Source organism: Gemmobacter serpentinus (assembly GCF_008973825.1).
GTDB lineage: Bacteria > Pseudomonadota > Alphaproteobacteria > Rhodobacterales > Rhodobacteraceae > Gemmobacter > Gemmobacter serpentinus.
Genome location: NZ_WCHR01000005.1, coordinates 1 through 20,493 on the forward strand (window position 1 = coordinate 1; position 20,493 = coordinate 20,493).

Annotated in this window: 20 protein-coding genes; 16 read left to right on the plus strand and 4 right to left on the minus strand. The window is 63.1% G+C overall.

Features of this window, described 5'->3' with window-relative positions; all coding sequences use genetic code 11:
- Positions 1–83: 83 nt before the first annotated feature.
- Complete coding sequence (gene pdxR / locus GBJ34_RS02325) at positions 84–1,541, minus strand: MocR-like pyridoxine biosynthesis transcription factor PdxR (RefSeq protein WP_151717651.1); 1,458 nt, start codon at positions 1,539–1,541, stop codon at positions 84–86.
- A 93-nt stretch (positions 1,542–1,634) separates the two neighbouring features.
- Between pdxR and GBJ34_RS02330 the strand changes: the two genes are divergently transcribed.
- The 16 genes from GBJ34_RS02330 to GBJ34_RS02405 all read left to right on the plus strand — a co-directional run bounded on the left by GBJ34_RS02330 (position 1,635) and on the right by GBJ34_RS02405 (position 18,333).
- Positions 1,635–2,342 (plus strand): pyridoxamine 5'-phosphate oxidase family protein, encoded by a 708-nt coding sequence (locus tag GBJ34_RS02330; RefSeq protein WP_151717652.1) that lies wholly within the window; start codon positions 1,635–1,637, stop codon positions 2,340–2,342.
- 506 nt (positions 2,343–2,848) lie between these two features.
- A complete protein-coding gene (gene secG, locus GBJ34_RS02335; RefSeq protein WP_151717653.1) occupies positions 2,849–3,295 on the plus strand; it encodes a preprotein translocase subunit SecG in 447 nt (148 codons plus the stop codon).
- A 156-nt stretch (positions 3,296–3,451) separates the two neighbouring features.
- Entirely contained in the window at positions 3,452–5,095 is a 1,644-nt protein-coding gene (locus tag GBJ34_RS02340) for a CTP synthase (RefSeq protein ID WP_151717654.1), read from the plus strand.
- A gap of 126 nt (positions 5,096–5,221) precedes the next feature.
- Positions 5,222–5,979 (plus strand): IS5 family transposase gene (locus GBJ34_RS02345; RefSeq protein ID WP_151717655.1). Its coding sequence is split into 2 segments (ribosomal slippage): positions 5,222–5,540 and positions 5,540–5,979, totalling 759 coding nucleotides; the frame shifts between segments, so codons are not numbered across the junction.
- 86 nt (positions 5,980–6,065) lie between these two features.
- Positions 6,066–6,845, plus strand: a complete 780-nt coding sequence (rlmJ, locus tag GBJ34_RS02350) for a 23S rRNA (adenine(2030)-N(6))-methyltransferase RlmJ (protein WP_151717656.1) — start codon at positions 6,066–6,068, stop codon at positions 6,843–6,845.
- Positions 6,846–6,856: 11 nt separating this feature from the next.
- Positions 6,857–7,765 (plus strand): PhzF family phenazine biosynthesis protein, encoded by a 909-nt coding sequence (locus GBJ34_RS02355; protein ID WP_226341018.1) that lies wholly within the window; start codon positions 6,857–6,859, stop codon positions 7,763–7,765.
- 90 nt (positions 7,766–7,855) lie between these two features.
- Positions 7,856–8,305 carry a tellurite resistance TerB family protein gene (locus GBJ34_RS02360; protein ID WP_151717657.1) on the plus strand — a complete coding sequence of 150 codons (450 nt, stop codon included), beginning with the start codon at positions 7,856–7,858 and terminating at the stop codon, positions 8,303–8,305.
- Between the two features lie 284 nt (positions 8,306–8,589).
- Entirely contained in the window at positions 8,590–9,375 is a 786-nt protein-coding gene (locus GBJ34_RS02365; protein WP_151717960.1) for an ABC transporter ATP-binding protein, read from the plus strand.
- 45 nt (positions 9,376–9,420) lie between these two features.
- Positions 9,421–10,143, plus strand: a complete 723-nt coding sequence (locus GBJ34_RS02370) for a transporter substrate-binding domain-containing protein (RefSeq protein WP_151717658.1) — start codon at positions 9,421–9,423, stop codon at positions 10,141–10,143.
- Positions 10,144–10,206: 63 nt separating this feature from the next.
- Positions 10,207–11,088: an ABC transporter permease gene (locus GBJ34_RS02375; protein WP_151717659.1), complete on the plus strand. Its 882-nt coding sequence runs from the start codon at positions 10,207–10,209 to the stop codon at positions 11,086–11,088.
- Positions 11,085–11,912, plus strand: a complete 828-nt coding sequence (locus tag GBJ34_RS02380; RefSeq protein ID WP_151717660.1) for an ABC transporter permease — start codon at positions 11,085–11,087, stop codon at positions 11,910–11,912. Before GBJ34_RS02375 ends, GBJ34_RS02380 begins: the two co-directional genes overlap by 4 nt.
- A 223-nt stretch (positions 11,913–12,135) precedes the next feature.
- On the plus strand, positions 12,136–13,470 hold the full coding sequence (locus tag GBJ34_RS02385; RefSeq protein ID WP_151717661.1) for a glutamine synthetase family protein: 1,335 nt from the start codon (positions 12,136–12,138) through the stop codon (positions 13,468–13,470).
- Between the two features lie 121 nt (positions 13,471–13,591).
- Positions 13,592–14,278, plus strand: coding sequence for a type 1 glutamine amidotransferase (locus GBJ34_RS02390; RefSeq protein WP_151717662.1), 687 nt, complete (start codon positions 13,592–13,594; stop codon positions 14,276–14,278).
- A gap of 30 nt (positions 14,279–14,308) precedes the next feature.
- On the plus strand, positions 14,309–15,664 hold the full coding sequence (locus GBJ34_RS02395) for a glutamine synthetase family protein (protein ID WP_151717663.1): 1,356 nt from the start codon (positions 14,309–14,311) through the stop codon (positions 15,662–15,664).
- 7 nt (positions 15,665–15,671) lie between these two features.
- Entirely contained in the window at positions 15,672–16,970 is a 1,299-nt protein-coding gene (locus GBJ34_RS02400) for an NAD(P)/FAD-dependent oxidoreductase (RefSeq protein ID WP_151717664.1), read from the plus strand.
- Positions 16,971–17,145: 175 nt separating this feature from the next.
- The gene (locus tag GBJ34_RS02405) at positions 17,146–18,333 is read left to right on the plus strand and encodes a DegT/DnrJ/EryC1/StrS family aminotransferase (RefSeq protein WP_151717665.1); all 1,188 of its coding nucleotides are present in this window, start codon (positions 17,146–17,148) and stop codon (positions 18,331–18,333) included.
- Positions 18,334–18,348: 15 nt separating this feature from the next.
- On the opposite strand, the gene GBJ34_RS02410 is transcribed toward GBJ34_RS02405, so the two are convergent.
- From GBJ34_RS02410 to GBJ34_RS02420, 3 genes are all read right to left on the minus strand, one after another.
- Positions 18,349–19,299 carry a LysR family transcriptional regulator gene (locus tag GBJ34_RS02410; protein ID WP_151717666.1) on the minus strand — a complete coding sequence of 317 codons (951 nt, stop codon included), beginning with the start codon at positions 19,297–19,299 and terminating at the stop codon, positions 18,349–18,351.
- Positions 19,300–19,302: 3 nt separating this feature from the next.
- Complete coding sequence (gene phaR, locus GBJ34_RS02415; protein ID WP_151717667.1) at positions 19,303–19,863, minus strand: polyhydroxyalkanoate synthesis repressor PhaR; 561 nt, start codon at positions 19,861–19,863, stop codon at positions 19,303–19,305.
- Between the two features lie 153 nt (positions 19,864–20,016).
- A complete protein-coding gene (locus tag GBJ34_RS02420; RefSeq protein ID WP_151717668.1) occupies positions 20,017–20,466 on the minus strand; it encodes a Phasin in 450 nt (149 codons plus the stop codon).
- Positions 20,467–20,493: the final 27 nt, after the last annotated feature.

Here is a 20,493-nt window from a genome sequence, read left to right on the forward strand (position 1 = left end):
CAAGGCTCAAGGCTCAAGGCTCAAGGCTCAAGGCTCAAGGCTCAAGGCTCAAGGCTCAAGGCTCAAGGCTCAAGGCTCAAGGCTCAAGGCTCAAGGAGATTTGGCGGGCAAGAGGCCATGTCAACTGCCCGGATTGAACCGAGCGCAGCAGCAAGCGGCACGACGCCGCCCCGGGCTGCGGCTTGCAACTGATCCGGCGGATGGCCGGAAAAGCCGATGACCAGGCCGGGGCGCGGCTGATCCAGAAACATCGTGCTCAATGCCCGAACGCCAAGGCCGCCTGCCCGCAGCCGCGCTGTCAATGCGCGATCATCGCAATCTTGCGGCAAGGGCAGCGTCAGGTGCAGACCCTGATCGGGTGCCGTGAGGGCGGCCCCCGCCTCTTGCAGCACCGCGACCAGCGCATCGCGTGCGGTGCGGCAACGTTTGCGCGCGCGCCGCAGATGCGCGGCGAAGGCGCCGCCCGACAGAAACTCGGCCATCGCCGGTTCGATCAGGCCCGAGGGCGCGCGATCGCTCCGCATCCGCAGCGCAAGAACCGGGGCGATCAGCGGTTCCGGCAGCACCAGATAGCCCATGCGCAGCCCCGGCATCAGCGCCTTGGAAAAGGTGCCGACATAGATCACCCGCCCCGCCCCATCCATGCCCTGCAGGGCGGCAAGCGGCGCGCCTGCATAGCGGAACTCGCTGTCATAATCATCCTCGATGATCCAGGCCCCGGCCTCCAGCGCCCAGTCCAGCAGCGCAAGCCTGCGCCGCATGGACATGGTGACACCCAGCGGAAACTGATGCGAGGGCGTGACATAGGCGGCGCGCGCGCGCGGCGCGCGCAGACGGCCCGCCGCGACATCCAGGCCTTCGCCATCGACCGGCACAGGAACCAGGGTCTGCGCGGCAAAGGCCGCCTTGCCGGAGGGATAGCCCGGCTCTTCCATCCAGACCTCATCACCGGGGGCAAGCACCGCGCGGGCGATCAGGTCCAGTGCGCCCTGGGTGCCCGCGGTCATCACAATCTGGTCCGGGTGCAGTCGCAGCCCGCGCGCGACCCGCAGATAGGCCGCAACCTCGCCCCGCAAGCCCGCATCGCCGCGCGGATCGGCATAATGGAAGAGCCCGGGATGCGGTTTGGCGAGATGGCTATTCACCAGCACCCGAAAAGCCTCAAGGCTTTGCGGATCGGGTTGCGCCAGCCCCAGATCGCCGGGCAGATCCTTCGGTTGAAAATCCCCGGCGGGCGGTGGTGATGGCGCAAGGCCAAGGCGCGGCACGGCCCCCGCGACATAGGTGCCCGCCCCCACCCGCGCCTCGGCAAAGCCGTCCGCCAGCAGCATCTCGTAGCCCGCGACCACCGCGCCGCGCGCGATGGCAAGGCGCGCCGCCAGATCCCGGCTGGGCGGCAGTTTCGCGCCGGGTGGCAGGCGACCTGCCTCGATCAAACCGCGCAGCGCAGCATAGACCGCGCGGGCCCTTGGCCCGTCAGACGGCAGCACCGGGATCAGGGCGGACCAGTCAGGGAGATTGGCCGGCAAATTGGTCTGCATTCTTTGCGCCATATTGGATCTCTTTCCAGCCAATCCATCCTGCTATGCAAGATGCAAGCCCTGCAAGCCAGAATATCAGCCAGAAAGACCATGATGACCGACTACCCGACCACGCCGCTGAACCGTGTGAAACGCAACCCCAAGCGCGCCGTCTATGACCGGGCGCAGATCCACGGCATTCTGGATGCCGCCATGCTATGCCATGTCGCCTATGTCATTGACGAGCAACCCTTTTGCACGCCGACCATCCACTGGCGCGAGGGCGAGACACTGTATTGGCACGGGTCCTCGGCCAGCCGGGCGCTGCGCGCGCAGGCCGAAGGGCTGCGGGTCTGCCTGACAGTCACCCACCTGGATGGGCTGGTGTTGGCGCGGTCGGCCTTCAACCATTCCTGCAACTTCCGCTCTGCCATGATCTTCGGCACGGCTGAGCTTGTGCGTGAACCGGAGGAGAAGGCGCAGGCGCTGATGGCGATCACCGACCGGCTGCTGCCGGGCCGCAATGCCGAGCTGCGCGCGATGACCAGCCAGGAGATCAAGGCGACCAGTGTGGTGCGAATGGAGATCGAGGCCGCATCGGCCAAGGTCCGTGCGGTAAATGTCGGCGATGATGACGAAGATGGCTCCCATCCGGTATGGGCCGGGGTGATCCCGGTGCAGACGGTGATCGGCACCCCTGCCCCCTCGCCCGCGCTGATGCCGGGCATCAGCCTGCCCGCCCATCTTGCGCCCTTTGCTGTAGGGCGGCGCCTGGATGATGCCCTGCTGGAGACCCAGGCAATCTATGACCTGCAGAAGTGACCGGGCAGAGGCGGCGCGGTCTGCCCCGCGCGCATCAACCGGGTTCAATCCACATCCGCATTATATAAGACTGCGGTGTCTGCCCCGCGCGCATCAACCGGCCGCGATCATTCCAGATGTGCCAGATCGAGGCCGTGTCTGCCCCGCGCGCGCGTCAACCGGATGTTCATCCTGGACGCCCATATGACGCGACTGACCGGGGGGCTGTCTGCCCCCCGCGGGGCCTGCGGCCCCTCCCCCCGAGGATATTTGTGAACAGATGAAAAGCACCTTCTGTTGCTCATTTGACAAATATCCTTGGGGATAGGCCGCATCGCGGCCCGGGGGACACCAGGGGCCCCTTTTCTGTTTCATCCAAAGCTTGCATCAGCAGGAAGGCGTCACCCTGATCCTTCGGTGAAGCATCGGGGTCGGAATGTCAGGTGCCACTAGCGGCACGACCACAGGGGTTGCGCGCGCCGCGCCTTCCGCCTAGATAGGCGCGTCAGCATGAAATCGGGCTCCCCATGGAAAACGTCGTCCTCACCATCCACCTGATCCTTGCGCTTCTGCTTATCGGCGTCGTGCTGTTGCAGCGCTCCGAAGGTGGTGGGCTGGGCATGGGCGGTGGTGGTGGTGCGGTCTCTGCCCGCGGCGCAGCCAATGCGATGACCAAGCTGACCTGGATCTTCGCGATCGGCTTCATCATCACCTCGCTGACACTGACCATCATGGCAGCACGCAATGTCGGCGGTTCGGTCACCGAACAGCTGGGCGGCACCTCGATCCCGGCGCCGGTTGCGCCCACGGCCAATCCGGACCTGACGCTGCCGCCGGTTTCCGGCGACGCGCCGCTTGCACCGCCGCGCCCGGACGCAGCCCCGGCCGACGCAACCGCACCTGCCACGCCTGCGGCACCTGCGGCCCCGGTAACGCCGGCAGCCCCGGCGACGCCGACCGCGCCCGCCAACTGATCCTGCAAGCCCTAGCATTTCTGATCTGCTGATCGACTGCATCTAGCGGCTGCTGTTGCGCTTTGCCGGATTTGCGGCTAAGCCATGATTCCCGTGATGCTGCGATTCCCTCACAGGGAATCGCCCACTCGAATACGATTTTCACGGGAGCCCCACATGGCGCGATATATCTTCATCACCGGCGGTGTGGTGTCCTCTTTGGGCAAGGGTCTGGCCTCGGCGGCCTTGGGCGCGCTGTTGCAGGCGCGCGGCTATTCGGTGCGGTTGCGCAAGCTCGATCCCTATCTGAACGTTGATCCGGGCACGATGTCGCCGTTTGAACATGGTGAGGTCTTCGTCACCGATGATGGCGCCGAGACCGATCTGGATCTTGGCCATTACGAACGGTTCACGGGGGTTTCGGCGCGCAAGACCGATTCCATTTCCTCGGGCCGGATCTATTCCAATGTGCTGGAGAAAGAGCGCCGCGGCGATTACCTTGGCAAGACCATTCAGGTCGTTCCGCATGTAACCAATGAAATCAAGGACTTCCTGCGCATTGGCGAGGAGGAGACGGATTTCATGCTCTGCGAGATCGGCGGCACCGTTGGCGATATCGAGGGCCTGCCCTTCTTTGAGGCGATCCGCCAGTTCATCCATGAACGTCCGCGCGGCGAATGCATCCTGATGCACCTGACCTTGCTGCCCTATCTGGCGGCCTCGGGCGAATTGAAGACCAAGCCGACGCAGCATTCGGTCAAGGAACTGCAATCGATCGGCCTTGCCCCTGATGTGCTGGTCTGCCGCAGCGAACACCCGATCCCGGAACGTGAGCGCGAAAAGATCGCACTGTTCTGCAATGTCCGCGCCGATGCGGTGATCCCGGCCTATGATCTGAAAACCATCTATGAGGCCCCGCTGGCCTATCACCGCGCGGGTCTGGATCAGGCCGTGCTGAATGCCTTTGGTATTGAGCCCGCACCCAAGCCGAACCTGACCCGCTGGGAAGACGTGATGGACCGCATCACCAACCCCGAGGGTGAGGTGCGCGTGGCGGTGGTCGGCAAATATACCCAGCTCGAAGACGCCTATAAATCCATCGCCGAGGCGCTGACCCATGGCGGCATGGCCAACCGGGTGAAGGTGCGGGCCGAATGGATCGACAGCGAGATCTTCGAGAAGGAAGACCCCGCCCCGCATCTGGAGCGGTTCCAGGCCATTCTGGTGCCCGGCGGCTTTGGCGAGCGCGGCACCGAGGGCAAGATCAAGGCCGCGCGCTATGCCCGTGAAAAGCAGATCCCCTATCTGGGCATCTGCCTTGGAATGCAGATGGCGGTGATCGAGGCCGCGCGCAATCTGGCTGGCCTCAGCGATGCGGGGTCCGAGGAGTTCGACCACGAGGCAGGGGCCAAGCGCTTTACCCCGGTCGTCTATCTGCTGAAGGAATGGGTGCAGGGCAACCATGTGGTTGCGCGCAAGCTGGGCGATGACAAGGGCGGCACCATGCGGCTTGGTGCCTATGATGCGGCCCTGGTGCCGGGGTCAAAAGTCGCCGAGGTCTACGGCACCACCCGGATCGAGGAACGCCACCGTCACCGCTACGAGGTGGATACCCAGTTCAAGGACAAGCTGGAAAGCTGCGGTCTGGTCTTCTCGGGCATGTCACCCGATGGCCGCCTGCCCGAGATCGTCGAGGTGAAGGGGCATCCCTGGTATATCGGCGTGCAATTCCACCCGGAGCTGAAGTCGAAACCGTTTGAACCCCACCCGCTATTCGCCGATTTCGTGCGCGCGGCCCGGGATGTCAGCCGGTTGGTGTGAGGATATGGCGCGCTTCGGGAGGGCGCGCCGCCTTCTTGCCTCAATATTTAACTAGAGAGCCTAGGGTCAGGCCCCATTGATTATGGCCATGTTCGGTGATTCAGGAGGTGCTAGGAGGCCTTTCTGATGAGCAATTTATTCTGGCTGACAGACGCGCAGATGGCGCGGCTTGAGCCGTTCTTTCCCAAGAGCCATGGCAAGCCGCGCGTCGATGATCGTCGTGTGCTGAGCGGCATAATCTTTATCAATCACAATGGCTTACGCTTGTGCGATGCTCCCCGCGAATACGGTCCGCCCAAGACTCTCTACAATCGGTGGAAGCGCTGGAGCCGCATGGGCGTGTTCACCCGCATCATGACCGGCCTGGCCGCCGAGGCTGCTGACGAGAAGACGATCATGATTGATGCAACCTACCTGAAAGCCCATCGCACGGCCTCCAGTCTGTGGGTGAAAAAGGGGGGCGTGGCAGGCTGATCGGGCGAACGAAGGGCGGCATGAACACAAAGCTTCATGCTGTTGCCGATGCGCAGGGCCGCCCGATCCGCATGTTCGTCACCGCAGGTCCCGTCAGCGACTACACCGGTGCAGCTGCCATGCTGAGCAGCCTGCCGCAGGCGGAATGGATGCTGGCCGACCGGGGCTATGATGCCGACTGGTTCAGAGAGGCTTTGAAAGACAAGGGGATAAAGGCGTGCATCCCCGGCCGGAAGGGCAGGAAGAAAACCATCAGGCACGACAAGCGCCGCTACAAGCGCCGCAACCGTATCGAGATCATGTTCGGCAGGCTCAAAGACTGGCGGCGGGTTGCAACCCGATACGACAGGTGCCCAATCGTCTTCCTCTCGGCCATAGCTCTCGCGGCAACCGTACTCTTCTGGCTCTAAAGTTAATGAGGCTGGAGCCTAAGGATGGGGCTTCGCCACCATCACCACCCCTTGCCCGTGGCCGCCCCGCAAGCTACGCCTTGCCTATGCTGTCATACCAACACATCTACCACGCAGGAAATCTGGCCGATGTGCAAAAGCACATGCTGCTGGCCCATGTGCTTGACTATCTGACCCAGAAGGACAAGCCGCTTTCCTATATTGAAACCCATGCCGGGCGCGGGCTTTATGATCTGGGCAGCGACGAGGCCCTGAAGACCGGCGAGGCCGCAAGCGGCATCGCCCTGCTGGAGCCGCATCTGCGCAAGGATCACCCTTACCGCCAGCGTTTGGCCGAGGTGCGGGCGCGCTTTGGCGCTGCGGCCTATCCCGGATCGCCCCTTATTGCGGCGCTGACATTGCGCGACACCGACAGCCAGCACTTGTCAGAGCTGCACCCGCAGGAATACGAGGCATTGCGCCAGAGCCTGCATGATTTCCCGGTCTATTTCCGCAAGGAAGACGGCTTTCAGCGCGCCCTGTCGCTGACGCCGCCCATGCCGCGGCGCGGCCTTCTGCTCTGCGATCCGGCCTACGAGGTGAAGACCGATTACGAGACGATCCCGCATCATTTTGCCGCCATCGCCCGCAAGTGGAATGTCGGCATCCTGATGCTGTGGTATCCGATCCTGACCTCGGGCGCGCATCAGGAGATGCTTGAGACGCTGGTCGCCAATCATCCCGATCACCTGCGCCATGAGGTCCGCTTTCCGCCGGTGCGCGAAGGCCATCGCATGATCGGATCGGGCATGTTCATCGTGAACCCGCCCTACGGGACCGAGGCCGCCATCGCCGAGATAGACCAATTGTTCCGCAAGCTGCGCTGAGGATACCGGATATGACCATGCTGGATTTCCACACCCTCGATGTCTTCACCGCGCAGGCCTATACCGGCAATCCGCTGGCCGTGGTCCTGGGTGCGGGCGCGCTGTCGGTGGCGCAGATGCAGACCATCGCGCGGGAGTTCAACCTGTCGGAGACGATCTTCGTCATGCCGCCCGCCAATCCCGCCCATACCGCGCGGGTGCGGATCTTCTTCCCGACCGCCGAAATCCCCTTTGCCGGCCATCCGACCATCGGCTGCGCCATCCTGCTGGCCAGCCAGCAACACCCGGAGGGAGACTTCACCGCCGATCTGGTGCTGGAGGAAGAGGCCGGTCTGGTGCCGGTCCGCGTCACCCGCAAATCCGGGCGGATCGAGGCCGAATTTACCGCCCCCGTCCTGCCTTTTGCCGCTCCGGGCCGCACGCCGCTGGATCTGGTGGGCAAGGCACTGGACCTTGCGCCGGACCAGATCGGTTTTGGCAACCATGCCCCCGGTCTCTGGCAGGGTGGTCCCGCCTTCCTTTATGTGCCGCTGCGCGATCTGGAGGCGCTGGCCAAGGCCCGCCCGATCGAACCCCATTGGTCCGAACTGATCGACCATGCCGGGGTCGACAGTGCATGGATCTACACGCCCGGTCAGGATTGCGATTTCCGCGCCAGGATGTTCTCGCCCAATGCGGGTATCCCCGAAGACCCTGCCACCGGATCGGCAACCGCGATCTTCGCGGCGCAGCTGCGCGCGGCCCGCGATCTGCGGCAGGGTGTGCAAAGTTTCCACATCCGGCAGGGGGTGGAGATGGGCCGCGCCTCGGATCTGGCGCTGACCGTCGATCTTGGCCCCGAAGGGCTGACCGCGATCCGCATCCGGGGGGCTGCGGTGCCGATCAGCGAAGGCCGCATCCGTGTGCCTGAGGGCGTGTGACGCCCCCTCGCCGCCTCCCTCCCTCGCCCTCGTGATTGGACAGCAGCCCGGTCCCCCTTTTAGAGTCACTGGTGCTTTTAAGGAGACATGATGCTCGATCAGCTTCTGCGCCGTCTGCTTGCCCCAGCCCCTGCCCCCCTGCCACGCCCGGAGGGTCAGCTTGCGCTGGCTGCCCTTCTGGTGCGTGTGGCGCGGGCCGATGGCAGCTATACGGATGTCGAGGCCGGTCACATCGACCGCGTGCTGATCCGGCTGCACGGGCTTTCCCCCTTTGAGGCCAGCGACCTGCGCGCCCGCGCCGAGGTGCTGGAGCGCGAAGCCCCCGATACCGTCCGCTTCACCCGCGCCCTGAAAGACAGCGTCGCGATGGAGGACCGCGCGGCCCTTCTTGAAGGCCTTTGGGCCGTCGCACTGGCCGATGGCGGCCGGGATGAGGGCGAGGACCAGGTGATCCGGCTGACCGCCTCCCTGCTCGGGCTGACGGATCGGGATTCGGCCGAAGCCCGCCACCGCGCAGCGCAGACCGGCGGCCCGTCATGAACTCGCAATTCGTCACAAGCTGATAGTCCGTTGCCATCTGGCAATACGTCAAAGCATGGCAGCTTGTGCTGGATCGGCACCCGACCCGTGCCTGAACCTTGCGCCTTTGGAACGGGAACACGCACAGGCATTGACCATTCCGCAAAGGCAGATTGCCCAAAGCGTCGGCAAATCGGTTCATTGCACCACAAATAACGTTGCAAGGTGTCCAAATTTCCGCCCTACTTGGCCTTCAGGGGAGCCGAATGGCCAACGATAAGCGAGAAACCGTGACTGCCAACCAGATGAACACCGCGCCGGCACGCGACGTGCCGGTCATTGAAATCCGTGACCTGCACAAAAGCTACGGCCAGCTTGAGGTCCTGAAAGGCGTGGATCTGCGCGCGCCAAAAGGCCATGTGCTGTCGCTGATCGGATCTTCGGGGTCTGGAAAATCCACCTTGCTGCGCTGCTGCAACCTGCTGGAAGACAGCCAGCAGGGCGAGATTCTGTTCGAGGGCGAAGCGGTGCAATGGAAAGGCACCGGCCTGAACCGCCATCCCGCCGACAAGGCACAGGTGCTGCGCATCCGCACCAACCTGTCGATGGTGTTCCAGCAATTCAATCTCTGGGCCCATATGACCATCCTGCAAAACGTGATGGAGGCGCCGGTCACCGTGCTGAAGCGCGACCCGAAAGAGGTCGAGGCGAAGGCGCGCGAATATCTGGCCAAGGTGGGCATTGCCGAAAAGGCCGATGCCTGGCCCGCACAGCTTTCGGGCGGCCAGCAACAACGCGCCGCCATCGCGCGCGCGCTGTGCATGGAGCCGCGCGCCCTGCTGTTCGATGAGCCGACCTCGGCGCTCGACCCCGAGCTGGAACAGGAGGTGGTGAAGGTCATCAAGGCGCTGGCCGAGGAAGGCCGCACCATGATCATCGTGACCCATGACATGAGGATGGCGGCCGATGTCTCGGACCACACCATTTTCCTGCATCAAGGCCGGATCGAGGAGGAAGGCCCTCCCGATCAGCTTTTCGGCAATCCACAGACCGAGCGTCTGAGGGGTTTCCTTTCTGCGACAATGGCTTAAGAATCCGTCAAGGAAATGCCAGTTCTTACCTATGGGGAGTAAACTATGAAGAAACTTCTGCTTGCCACCGCGCTTCTGGCGCTGACCGGCGGTGTCGCCGCCGCACAGACCGTGCGTCTGGGCACCGAGGGCGCCTACCCGCCCTTCAACTTCATCGATGACTCGGGCAATGTCGCGGGCTTCGAGCGCGAGCTGGGCGACGAGCTGTGCAAGCGCGCTGGCCTGACCTGCGAGTGGGTCACCACCGACTGGGACAGCATCATCCCGAACCTGCAATCGGGCAATTATGACGTCATCATCGCCGGCATGTCGATCACCGACGAGCGCGCGCAGGTCGTCGATTTCTCGATGAACTATGTGCCGCCGGCCGCCAGCGCCTATGCGGCGGGCAGCGCGGATGCAGACATCACCGGCGGTGTGGTTTCGGCCCAGGTCGGCACCATTCAGGCGGCCCATGTCGCCGAATCGGGCGCGACGCTGCTCGAATTTCCGACCCCCGATGAAACCGTGGCTGCCGTCCGCAATGGCGAGGCCGTCGCGGTCTTTGCCGACAAGGACTATCTCGTTCCCTATGTAAACGAATCGAACGGCGCGCTGATGTTCGTCGGCGAAGACGTGCCGCTGGGCGGCGGCGTCGGCATGGCCTTCCGTCAGAGCGATGACGAGCTGCGCGGGAAATTCGATGCCGCGATCCAGTCGATGAAGGATGACGGCACGCTGAACCCGCTGATCAAAAAGCATTTCGGCCCCGACGCCAAAGTCTTTTGATGACTGCTGCCCCCGCCATTCCGGCGGGGGCACCCTTTTTCCCTCAGCCCGACCGATCCCCCCATGTTCAGCTCCTGCGCCGACCCCAAAAGCCTTGAGGGCTTCAGCTGGCTTATATGCTATCTGACCTCGGGCAAGCATATCGACTTTTACTGGTCGTTCCTGACGGTGCTGATCCTGCTGGTGGTCACCGCACCGACCGCGCTGGCTTTCGGTTTTGGCGGGGCGGTGGCTGCGCGCAGCCATTTCTTGCCGCTGCGATGGTTTGGCAAGATCTACACCGCCATGGTGCGGGGGGTGCCCGATATCGTCTTCTTCCTGTTCTTCGTGATTGCGCTCGATCAGGGCATCGAATGGATGAAGCATCAGATCGTCTGCCCCGACTGGACAGAGCCGGTCCGTCAGGGGCTTGAGTTCCGCGTCTGCCCGCAGGCCAAGGTGCCGCTGGGCACCAGCCCGCAGATCTGGCACCAGCTTTATGGCTTTGCGCTGGCGGTCTTTACCTTTGCCATCGTCTTTGGCGCCTTTGCCGCCAATGTGCTGTATGGCGCGATGAATGCGGTGCCGCGCGCGCAGCTGGAAACCGCCGAAAGCTATGGCATGAGCCATGGTCAGGTCTTCCGTCGCATCCTCGTGCCGCAAATGTGGACCTATGCCCTGCCCGGCCTGTCGAACCTTTGGATGATCTTGATCAAGGCAACCCCCCTGCTGTTCCTGCTGGGCGTCAAGGATATCGTCTATTGGGCGCGCGAGTTGGGCAGCGCCAAGACCCAGGCCTATGCCTATCCGCATCCCGACTGGCGGCTGTGGTATTTCCTGTTCCTGCTGGTGGCCTATCTCTGCATGACCCGCGTCTCCGAGATTGTGTTGAAGAAACTGGCCGCAAGGCTGAACCACGGTCAGGCGACCGCCGCCGGTGAAGCGATGCGGAGGGCGGCACAATGACCTGCTGGGAAACCGTTCAGGCCTATGCCTTCCGCTCGTTGGGCTATGGCGAGAAGATGCTGCCGCGCAGCGATTTCGATCTGTGCCAGCAATTCACCCTGATCGGATCGGGGCTGATCTGGAACGTCTATTTCGGCGTGATTGCCCTGGCCTTTGGGTTTTTCCTGGCCACGGCGCTTGCGCTGGCCAAGGCCTCGCACAGTCGATGGCTGCGCAAGCCTGCGGAATGGTTCATCTTTGTCTTCCGCGGCTCGCCGCTGTTCATCCAGTTCTTCATCGCCTATTCGGCGCTGGTCATGCTGCCGCGTGGCGGGATCGATATCCTTGGCATCCACCTGAACACCTCCTGGATGACATCCGCCTGGGCGGGGGCGGCCTTCGTGCTGTTCCTCAATACCTCTGCCTATGCGGCCGAGATCTTCTATGGTGCACTGATGTCGGTGCCCAAGGGCGATCTGGAAGCCGCCGATGCCTATGGCCTGTCCGGCTGGTCGCGCTTTCGCCGCATCCAGTGGCCCACCATGCTGCGGCTGGCCTGGCCCGCCTATACCAATGAGGCGATCTTCCTGTTCCATGCCACGACGCTGGTGTTCTTTTCCGGCTTTCCGGCGTTCCAGCAGCGCGGGGACGCGCTCTATTACGCCAATTACTTTGCCGACAAGACCTTCAACCCCTTCGTGCCCTATCCGATCGTCGCCTTTTATTTCATCCTGTTGACCTTCGCCCTGATCGGGCTGTTCGGCCTGGTGAACAAACGCCTCAATCGGCATCTGCCATCCAACACGCGCAGCAGAATTCGCTTGCGTCCGCAGCTGATCCGGTAGTAGCCTATATTTGATCAAATTCTTCGGGCCGTCGCCCGAACCGTGCCACTTGACGGGGGCATGGCGTCCCCCGCCCCGATGGGCGGCAAGGCCCGCAGGGGCTGCGGATGGCAAGGATCGAACAAGGGAGAAAGGGCCAAGGGCATGGCTCTCACCCCGGCGGGCGCAAGGGCCCACGTTGCGGTGAACCGGCACGCCCTCGGTCTTGAATGACACGATGAGCATGAAGGATTGGCTTCGCAAACACCCGGAAGTCCGCACGATCCGTGTGGCTGCGGTGGATTTGAATGGTCAGGCGCGGGGCAAACGGGTTCCCGCGCGTTTTGCCGAGAGTGTGGTGAAAAGCGGCACACGCTTTCCCTTCTCGGTGCTGAACCTCGACATCTGGGGCGAGGATATTGATGATAGCCCGCTGGTATTTGAACAGGGCGATCAGGATGGCGTTCTGAAACCGACCGAGCGCGGCTTCATGCCGATGCCCTGGCTGGAGGCACCGACGGCATTGCTGCCGATCTGGATGTTCCGCGAGAACGGCACCCCCTATGAGGGCGACCCGCGCCACGCGCTGAATGCCGTGGTGCAACGCTACAAGGCGCGTGGCCTTACCCCCGTCTGCGCGATGGAGCTGGAATTTTTCCTGATCGACGACAGCGGCAAGACCATGCAGGTTCCCGCCTCGCCCCGTTCGGGCCGGCGCCGCAAGGCGGCGGAAACGCTGTCGATCCGCGCGCTCGACGCCTTTGATACCTTCTTCACCGACCTTTATGACGCCTGCGAGGCGATGGACATTCCCGCCGATACCACCACATCGGAAACCGGGCTTGGCCAGTTCGAGGTCAATCTGATGCATTGCGACGATCCGCTGCGCGCCGCCGATGATGCGTGGCTGTTCAAGATGCTGGTGAAGGGCCTGGCGCGCCGCCACGGCTTTGCCGCCAGCTTCATGGCGAAACCCTATCCCGAATATTCCGGCTCTGGCCTGCATACGCATTTCTCGGTGATCGACGAAAAGGGCGAGAACGTCTTTGACAGCGGCGGCCCCAAGGGCACCGCGATGCTGCGCCATGCGGTGGCGGGCTGCCTGAATGCGATGGCGGATTCGACGTTGATCTTCGCACCGCATCAGAACAGCTATGACCGCCTGGTGCCGGGCAAACACGCGCCGACCTCGATCGGCTGGGGCTATGAGAACCGCACGGCGGCCATTCGCATTCCGGCGGGCAGCCCTTCGGCGCGGCGGATCGAGCATCGCGTGGCCGGTGGCGACGTGAACCCCTATCTGATGCTGGCCGCCATTCTGGGGGCCGCGCTTTGCGGCATCGAAGACGGGCTGGAACCGCCGGCGCCGGTTTCGGGCAATGCCTATGCGATGGACCTGCCGCAGATCCCGGATACATGGGAGGCCGCGATTGACGCCTTTGAGCATAGCGATACGCTTTATCGCTTCTTGCCGAAGGAGCTGATCCGCAACATGGTGCAGACCAAACGGCAGGAGCTGCATTACATCGCCGAACTGTCGCCCGAAGAACAGGTCGAACTTTATCTCGATACTGTGTGATGACTTCTCCGTGATGCGCATGTTCCGATGCGCGTCACGGAACCCGCAACCCGCGTGCTTCCCCCTTGCCGGGCGCGGGGCACAGTTGCTACACTTTCCCTATCGCGCAAACGGACCCATCATGCTGATCGGCATTCTGCAAACCGGACAGGCCCCGGACGCCCTCGCCCCGACTTCGGGCGATTATCCAGATATGTTCCAGCGCCTGCTGGCCGGGCAGGATCTGACCTTCCGCACCTATCGTGTGCTGGATATGGAATTTCCCGCCAGCATCACCGAATGCGATGGCTGGCTGATCACCGGCTCGCGCTTTGGGGCCTATGAGGATCACGCCTTCATCCCGCCGCTGGAAGATTTCATCCGCAACGCATATGCGGCGGCGGTGCCAATGGTGGGGATCTGCTTTGGCCACCAGATCATCGCGCAGGCGCTTGGTGGCAAGGTGCAGAAATTCCCAGGCGGCTGGTCCGTTGGCCCGACCGATTACAACTTCAACGGCGAAAACCTGCGCCTGAATGCCTGGCATCAGGATCAGGTGGTGACGCGACCAGACATGGCCGAGGTCGCCGCCAGCAGCGGCTTTTGCGAGAATGCGGCGCTGATTTACGGCGACCGCATCTTCACGGTGCAGGCCCATCCCGAATTCAAGACCGAGTTCGTCGACGGGCTGATGAAGACCAGGGGAAAGGGGCTTGTCCCTGACCCGTTGATGGAGGCCGCAGGCGCGCGCCTCGATCAGCCGATTGACGACCAGATCCTTGCGCGCCGCATCGCAGATTTCTTCAAGGCCCCGCGTCAGGCCGCCTGAGGCCCTGCCGCCAAACCAAGAGAGTGACCCATGTCCGACTGGACAAGCAAGCTGCCAGAGGCAGCCCGTAACTTTATTGCCGACCGCCGCGTGGACGAGGTGGAGTGCATCATCGGCGATATTGCCGGTGTGGCGCGCGGCAAGGCGATGCCTGCCGCGAAATTCGGCAAGCAAACCAGCTATTTCCTGCCAAATTCGATCTTTTTGCAGACCATCACCGGCGAATGGGCCGATAACCCGTTTGATGCCTTCACGGAACCGGACATGATCCTTGTCCCGGATTTCAGCACCGCCACCGCCTCGCCCTGGACGGCGGATGTGACGCTGCAGGTGATCCATGATGCCGAAGACCAGCAGGGCCGCCCGGTGCCCTTCAGCCCGCGCAACGTGTTGCGTCGCATCATCGCGCTGTTCGAGGCCCAGGGCCTGCGCCCGGTCGTGGCGCCGGAGATGGAATTCTTCCTGACCGCGCGCAACACGGACCCCAATATGCCGGTTGAGCCACCAATGGGCCGCACGGGGCGGCGCGCCGCGCAGAAGCAGGCCTATAGCCTTTCGGCCATCGATGAGTATGGCAAGGTGATCGACGATATCTATGACTTTGCCGAGGCGCAGGGCCTGGAGATCGACGGCATCCTGCAAGAAGGCGGCGCGGGCCAGATCGAGTTGAACTTGGCCCATGGCGATCCGGTGCGGCTGGCCGATGATGTGTTCTTCTTTAAGCGGCTGATCCGCGAGGCGGCGCTGAGGCATGATTGTTTCGCGACCTTCATGGCCAAACCCATCGCGGGCGAGCCGGGATCCGCCATGCATATCCACCATTCCGTGGTGGATATCGCGACCGGCAAGAACATCTTCTCCGATGCGGAGGGCGGCGAGACCGAGTCCTTCCTGCATTTCATCGCCGGGATGCAGAACCACATGAGTGCGGCGATCGCCCTGATGGCACCTTATGTGAACAGCTATCGCCGCTATGTCCCGGATTTCGCGGCCCCGATCAATCTGGAATGGGGGCGCGACAACCGCACCACCGGCCTGCGCGTGCCGATCTCCGGCCCCGAGGCGCGGCGGATCGAAAACCGCCTGCCGGGGATGGATTGCAACCCCTATCTCGGCATCGCCGCCAGCCTTGCCTGCGGCTATCTCGGGCTGATGGAAAAGAAGATGCCGCGCCCGGAATTTGCGGGCTCTGCCTATATCGACAGCGACGACATTCCCACCAATCTGGGCGATGCGCTGGATGTTCTGGAAGAGGACGCCGCGCTGCGCGAGGTCCTGGGGCTGGAATTCTGCACCGTCTATGACAGCGTGAAGCGCAACGAATACAAAGAGTTCCTGCAAGTCATCAGCCCGTGGGAGCGTGAGCACCTGCTGCTGAACGTCTGAGGCACGCATGGACCTGCTCTTTGCCAATGACCGGCCGGGCGAATACCCGGCCAGCTTTTACGCGGCCACGCGCAGCGATCTGGCGCAGCAGCCCGCCCTGCAGGGCGAGCTGCGCGCCGATATCTGTATCATCGGCGCGGGCTATACCGGGCTTTCTGCCGCGCTGCATCTGGCGCAGGCCGGCCGCCGCGTCGTGGTGCTGGAGGCGCATCGCGTGGGCTTTGGGGCCTCGGGGCGCAATGGCGGACAGGTGGGTTCCGGCCAGCGCTTGGATCAGATCGAGATGGAGCGGATCGCCGGGCGTGAAAATGCCCGTCGCTACTGGGACCTGGCGCAAGAGGCCAAGGCACTGGTGCGCAGCCTGATCGTGGATCATGCGATGCCTGTCACCTTCCATCCCGGCATCGCCCATGCCTGCTGGCATGACAGCGAGCTGCGCGACACCCATACTTACGCCGAAAAGCTGCAACGCGAGTATGGCTATGACCAGCTGGAACCGCTGGATCAGGCAGGCATCCGCGCGCTGATCGGATCCTCGGCCTATAAGGGCGGCGAGATCGATCACGGCGCGGGACATGTCCATCCGCTGAATTTTGCGATCGGGCTGGCCAGGGCGGCGCTGGATGCAGGCGCGCTGATCCATGAACGCAGCCCCGTGACCCGGATCGATCATGGTGCCAAGGCCACCGTGGTGACCGAGCAAGGCCGGGTCATTGCCGATCAGGTCATTCTGGCCTGCAACGGCTATCTCGGTGGGCTGGAGCCGAAAATCGCGGCCAAGGTCATGCCGATCAACAATTTCATCGTGGCGACTGAACCGCTGGCCGATCCATCTGCGGTGCTGTCGCGCCCGATTGCGGTGCATGACACCAAGTTCGTGGTGAATTACTGGCGACTGTCCGAGGACAACCGGATGCTGTTCGGTGGCGGCGAAAGCTATGGCTGGAAATTCCCCGATATCGTCAAAACGGTCTCCAAACCGATGCTGGAGGTCTATCCGCAACTGAAAGGCACCCGGATCGACTATGCTTGGGGCGGCACGCTGGCCATAACCATGAATCGCCTGCCCTGCTTCACGCGCGTCGCGCCCAATGTCATGTCGGCCTCGGGCTATTCCGGCCATGGCGTGGCATTGGCCACGCTGGCGGGCAAGCTGATGGCCGAGGCGCTGCGCGGACAATCCGAACGATTTGATCTGATGGCCGCCCTGCCGCAGCCGCGTTTCCCCGGCGGGGTCGCGATGCGCTGGCCGCTGCTGGTTCTGGCGATGACCTGGTTTTCGATGCGCGACCGTCTGGGCTGGTGACACGATTTTTCGACGAAAAATCGCGGCCCAGACGGGCGGCGGAGCCGGTGCCGTAACTGGGAGCCGCAACAGGCGGATTTTCTCCGAAACGCGGCTTTGTCAAAAACTTGTTGCTGGAAATGGGGGGCAGCAGAGCATACAGCTTTCCTGAACAACAGTTTCAGGAAAGCCGAACATGGCCGCGGATGGTACGTTGCAAGCCCCCAATGTCTATGATGCCGAACCGATCCCCGAGGCCGCCCGCGCCGAGATCGAGCGGCTGCTGACCTCGGGCGATCTGTTTCGCTACACCGCCCCCGAAGGCGCGCCGGTGGCGCTGCTGGAGGAAGAGTTCGCGACCCTGTTGGGCAGCCGCTACGCGCTTGCGGTCTCCTCCTGCTCGGCCGCGCTGTTCCTGTCGCTGAAGGCGCTGGATCTGCCGCGCAATGCCCGCGTGCTGATCCCCGCCTTTACCTTTGCCGCCGTGCCATCCGCGGTGGTGCACGCCGATTGTATCCCGGTGCTGGTTGAGGTGGGCGAGAATTACCGCGTCGATATGGCGGATTTCGAGGCCAAGCTGGCGGATGCCCAGGCGGTGCTCATCAGCCATATGCGCGGCCATACCTCCGATATGGATGCGATCATGGCGCTGTGCGATGCGCGCGGCATCCCGGTTCTGGAGGATGCGGCGCATAGTCTGGGCACCGAATGGCATGGCCGCAAGATCGGCACCATCGGCAAGATCGGCTGTTTCAGCTTTCAGTCCTACAAGATGATCAATGCGGGCGAAGGCGGCATCCTGGTCACCGATGACCCGGAGCTTGCAGCCCGCGCCGTCATCATGTCGGGTGCCTATGAACATAACTGGAAAAAGCATCACGGGCTGCAAAACAGCTATATGCTATGGCAAAACCGCCTGCCGCTTTACAATATGCGGATGCAGAACCTGTCCGCCGCCGTGATCCGCCCGCAACTGCCAGAGCTTGCACGCCGTGTGGCCCAGGGCCGTTTCAACCATGATCATGTCGCGGATCAGCTGAACGCCAGCCCCTATTTCGAGGTGCCCGCAGCCCTTGCCCCCGAACAGCGCGCGCCGGATTCGATCCAGTTCAACCTGCTGGGCTTTGAAAGCGATGCGCAGGCCAAGGCGTTTCAATCCGCGGCCAAGGCGCGCGGTGTCTCGGTGCAGATCTTTGGCCTGAGCGAAGACAATGCCCGTGCCTTCTGGAACTGGCAGTTCCTTGGCGATGCACCCGAATTGCCCAAGACCCGCGCCATGCTGATGCGGGCCTGTGATGTGCGCCTGCCCACCCGGCTGACCGAATCCGAGCTGGATTTCATCGCCAATGCGCTGATCGCGGCTGCAGAAGAAGTGCGCGGCTAAAGCCAGGCGGGCCGGCTAAAGCAGGCGGAACTGGCCGGCAAGCCAGGGCCAGGCAGTCAAGGCCGGGGCCACCACCTGCGCCTCAAGCAGCCCGCGAAGGCGGGCCGCCACCGCGCTAGGCATGGATTGCAGCACGCCCGCCCGGGCGCAAAGCATGATCTGCCGCTCCAGCGGACCAAAGGGCATCGGCAGCACCGCGACCGCACTGCGAAAGCGCGCAACATGATGCAGCGCAAGCGGCGTCAGGATCGACCAGCCCTGCCCCGCCGCGACCATGGCCAGAATAGCGTGATAGCTGTCCAGCTCGAACCGGCTGGGCAGACTTTCATTGCGCCGCGCCAGATGGGCGTCGATCTGCCGCCCCATATAGTGACGCGCCGAATAGCGGATATAGGGCAGGCCCGCGACCGACCCAGCCCCGATCGGGGCCACCGCGATAAAGGGATCGGCCAAGAGGGGATGGATTTCAAGCCCGGCACCTGCGGGCTGGGTTGCGCCCAGATCCGCCGCCACGACCAGATCCAGCGCCCGCGCCTCCAACTGGTTGCGCAAGCGGTGGCTCGGCCCGGTCTCCAGCAGAAAGCTGCAATTGCGCAGCTCACCCGCAAGCCCGGCCAGAAGATGCGGCGTCACATCGGCATCCAGATCCTCGATGACGCCAATGCGCAGCGTGGTCAGGCCCGACAGCTCTGCCATCGCAAGCTCTGCCTGTGCCGTGCGCGCGGCATTCACAATGGTCTGGGCATGGCGATGCAGGATCTGGCCCGCAGGCGTCATCTGCATCGGCCTGGTGCCGCGATCAAACAGTTGGCTGTCCAGAACCGCCTCCAAGCCCGCCAGTTGCTGGCTGACAGAAGAGGTGCTGGCCCCCAAGTGCCGGGCCGCCGCCGAAAGCGAGCGCGCCTCGGCTACGGCCAGAAAAATCTCGATCCCGCGCAGCGTGACCCGGCCTGCGGCCTCAACCATCGATCAGAGCTTCGAGAGTTTGGCCTGAAGCTCCGCAAGCTGCTTGCGGATCGCGGCAATCTCGTCGCCATCGGGACTGGGCTTTTCAGCGTCATCTGGCGCGGGGCCGGTCGACCCCCAGCCGGGCATTCCCCCCATCATGGTTTTCATGAAGGCTTCCTGCTGCTTGCGCATCGCATCAAAGCCCGGCATCGCCGCCAATGGATTGGGAAACTGCGACATGTTTTCCATCATCTTGGACTGGCCGTCGCGCAGCATGTCGAACGAGGCCGCTAGGAACTGTGGCACCACCGAATGCATCCCCGTCGTATAGGAACGCACGAGATCATTGAGCACATTCACCGGCAGGACATTCTCACCCTTGCTTTCATGTTCGGCCACGATCTGCAGCAGATATTGCCGGGTCAGATCATCGCCGGATTTCAGGTCGATGATCTGGACCTCGCGGCCCGCGCGGATGAAGCCTGCGATATCTTCCAGCGTCACATAATCGCTGGTTTCGGTATTGTAGAGGCGGCGGCTGGCGTATCGTTTGATGAGCAATGGTTTTTCGGTGTTCGCCATTGTGGCACCTCCCCGGTCTTTATGCGCTTGCAGAGAAAGTCTATGGGGCCGCAGAAAAAAGAGCAAAGCAAAAGAAAGGGGCGAGCCAAAGGCTCGCCCCATGCATCCCGTCCCAGGAGGGAGGAGGAGGAGATCGGGAGGGATGCGCGAAGATTACTTCGCAGCAGTCGCTTTCTTCACGGCAGCGCTTGCTTCAGTCGTGGCTTTCTTGACGACAGCCTGCGCTTCTTCAGACGCGTCCTTGCCGGCAGCCATCATCAGTTCGACGGTTTCCATCTGCACCTTTTTCGCGACTTCGGCGAAAGCGGCCAGGTTTTCGGCGGCCAGTTCAGCAGCGGCCGAGGCGAAATCGGTCACGGCTTTGGAATATTCGGTGGCGTCGGTCTTGGCCTTGGTGGTCTCGCCCAGTTTGGCGATGGTGTCCTTGGCCCATTTCGACGAGATCTCGGTCGATTTCTCGGCAGCTTCCAGAGCGACCTTGGTCAGCTTCTCGCCGACGGCAGCCTGGGTCTTGAACGCATTCTGGAAGGCGGTCGCGTCAACCGGGAAAGCAGCCAGAACGTCCTGGAAGGCTTTGGTGAAATCCGGGGTCTTGGTGGTCATCTTCAATCTCCGTTGCTCGGGTGGCAA

Coding starts and splice junctions, on each gene's coding strand:
- GBJ34_RS02385 (WP_151717661.1), top strand. CDS start 12,136: ATGAAGGATTGGCTTCGCAAACACCCGGAAGTCCGCACGATCCGTGTG.
- GBJ34_RS02370 (WP_151717658.1), top strand. CDS start 9,421: ATGAAGAAACTTCTGCTTGCCACCGCGCTTCTGGCGCTGACCGGCGGT.
- GBJ34_RS02400 (WP_151717664.1), top strand. CDS start 15,672: ATGGACCTGCTCTTTGCCAATGACCGGCCGGGCGAATACCCGGCCAGC.
- GBJ34_RS02395 (WP_151717663.1), top strand. CDS start 14,309: ATGTCCGACTGGACAAGCAAGCTGCCAGAGGCAGCCCGTAACTTTATT.
- GBJ34_RS02375 (WP_151717659.1), top strand. CDS start 10,207: ATGTTCAGCTCCTGCGCCGACCCCAAAAGCCTTGAGGGCTTCAGCTGG.
- GBJ34_RS02340 (WP_151717654.1), top strand. CDS start 3,452: ATGGCGCGATATATCTTCATCACCGGCGGTGTGGTGTCCTCTTTGGGC.
- rlmJ (WP_151717656.1), top strand. CDS start 6,066: ATGCTGTCATACCAACACATCTACCACGCAGGAAATCTGGCCGATGTG.
- pdxR (WP_151717651.1), bottom strand. CDS start 1,541: ATGCAGACCAATTTGCCGGCCAATCTCCCTGACTGGTCCGCCCTGATC.
- GBJ34_RS02410 (WP_151717666.1), bottom strand. CDS start 19,299: ATGGTTGAGGCCGCAGGCCGGGTCACGCTGCGCGGGATCGAGATTTTT.
- GBJ34_RS02405 (WP_151717665.1), top strand. CDS start 17,146: ATGGCCGCGGATGGTACGTTGCAAGCCCCCAATGTCTATGATGCCGAA.
- GBJ34_RS02390 (WP_151717662.1), top strand. CDS start 13,592: ATGCTGATCGGCATTCTGCAAACCGGACAGGCCCCGGACGCCCTCGCC.
- GBJ34_RS02360 (WP_151717657.1), top strand. CDS start 7,856: ATGCTCGATCAGCTTCTGCGCCGTCTGCTTGCCCCAGCCCCTGCCCCC.
- GBJ34_RS02355 (WP_226341018.1), top strand. CDS start 6,857: ATGACCATGCTGGATTTCCACACCCTCGATGTCTTCACCGCGCAGGCC.
- GBJ34_RS02330 (WP_151717652.1), top strand. CDS start 1,635: ATGACCGACTACCCGACCACGCCGCTGAACCGTGTGAAACGCAACCCC.
- GBJ34_RS02420 (WP_151717668.1), bottom strand. CDS start 20,466: ATGACCACCAAGACCCCGGATTTCACCAAAGCCTTCCAGGACGTTCTG.
- secG (WP_151717653.1), top strand. CDS start 2,849: ATGGAAAACGTCGTCCTCACCATCCACCTGATCCTTGCGCTTCTGCTT.
- phaR (WP_151717667.1), bottom strand. CDS start 19,863: ATGGCGAACACCGAAAAACCATTGCTCATCAAACGATACGCCAGCCGC.
- GBJ34_RS02380 (WP_151717660.1), top strand. CDS start 11,085: ATGACCTGCTGGGAAACCGTTCAGGCCTATGCCTTCCGCTCGTTGGGC.
- GBJ34_RS02365 (WP_151717960.1), top strand. CDS start 8,590: ATGAACACCGCGCCGGCACGCGACGTGCCGGTCATTGAAATCCGTGAC.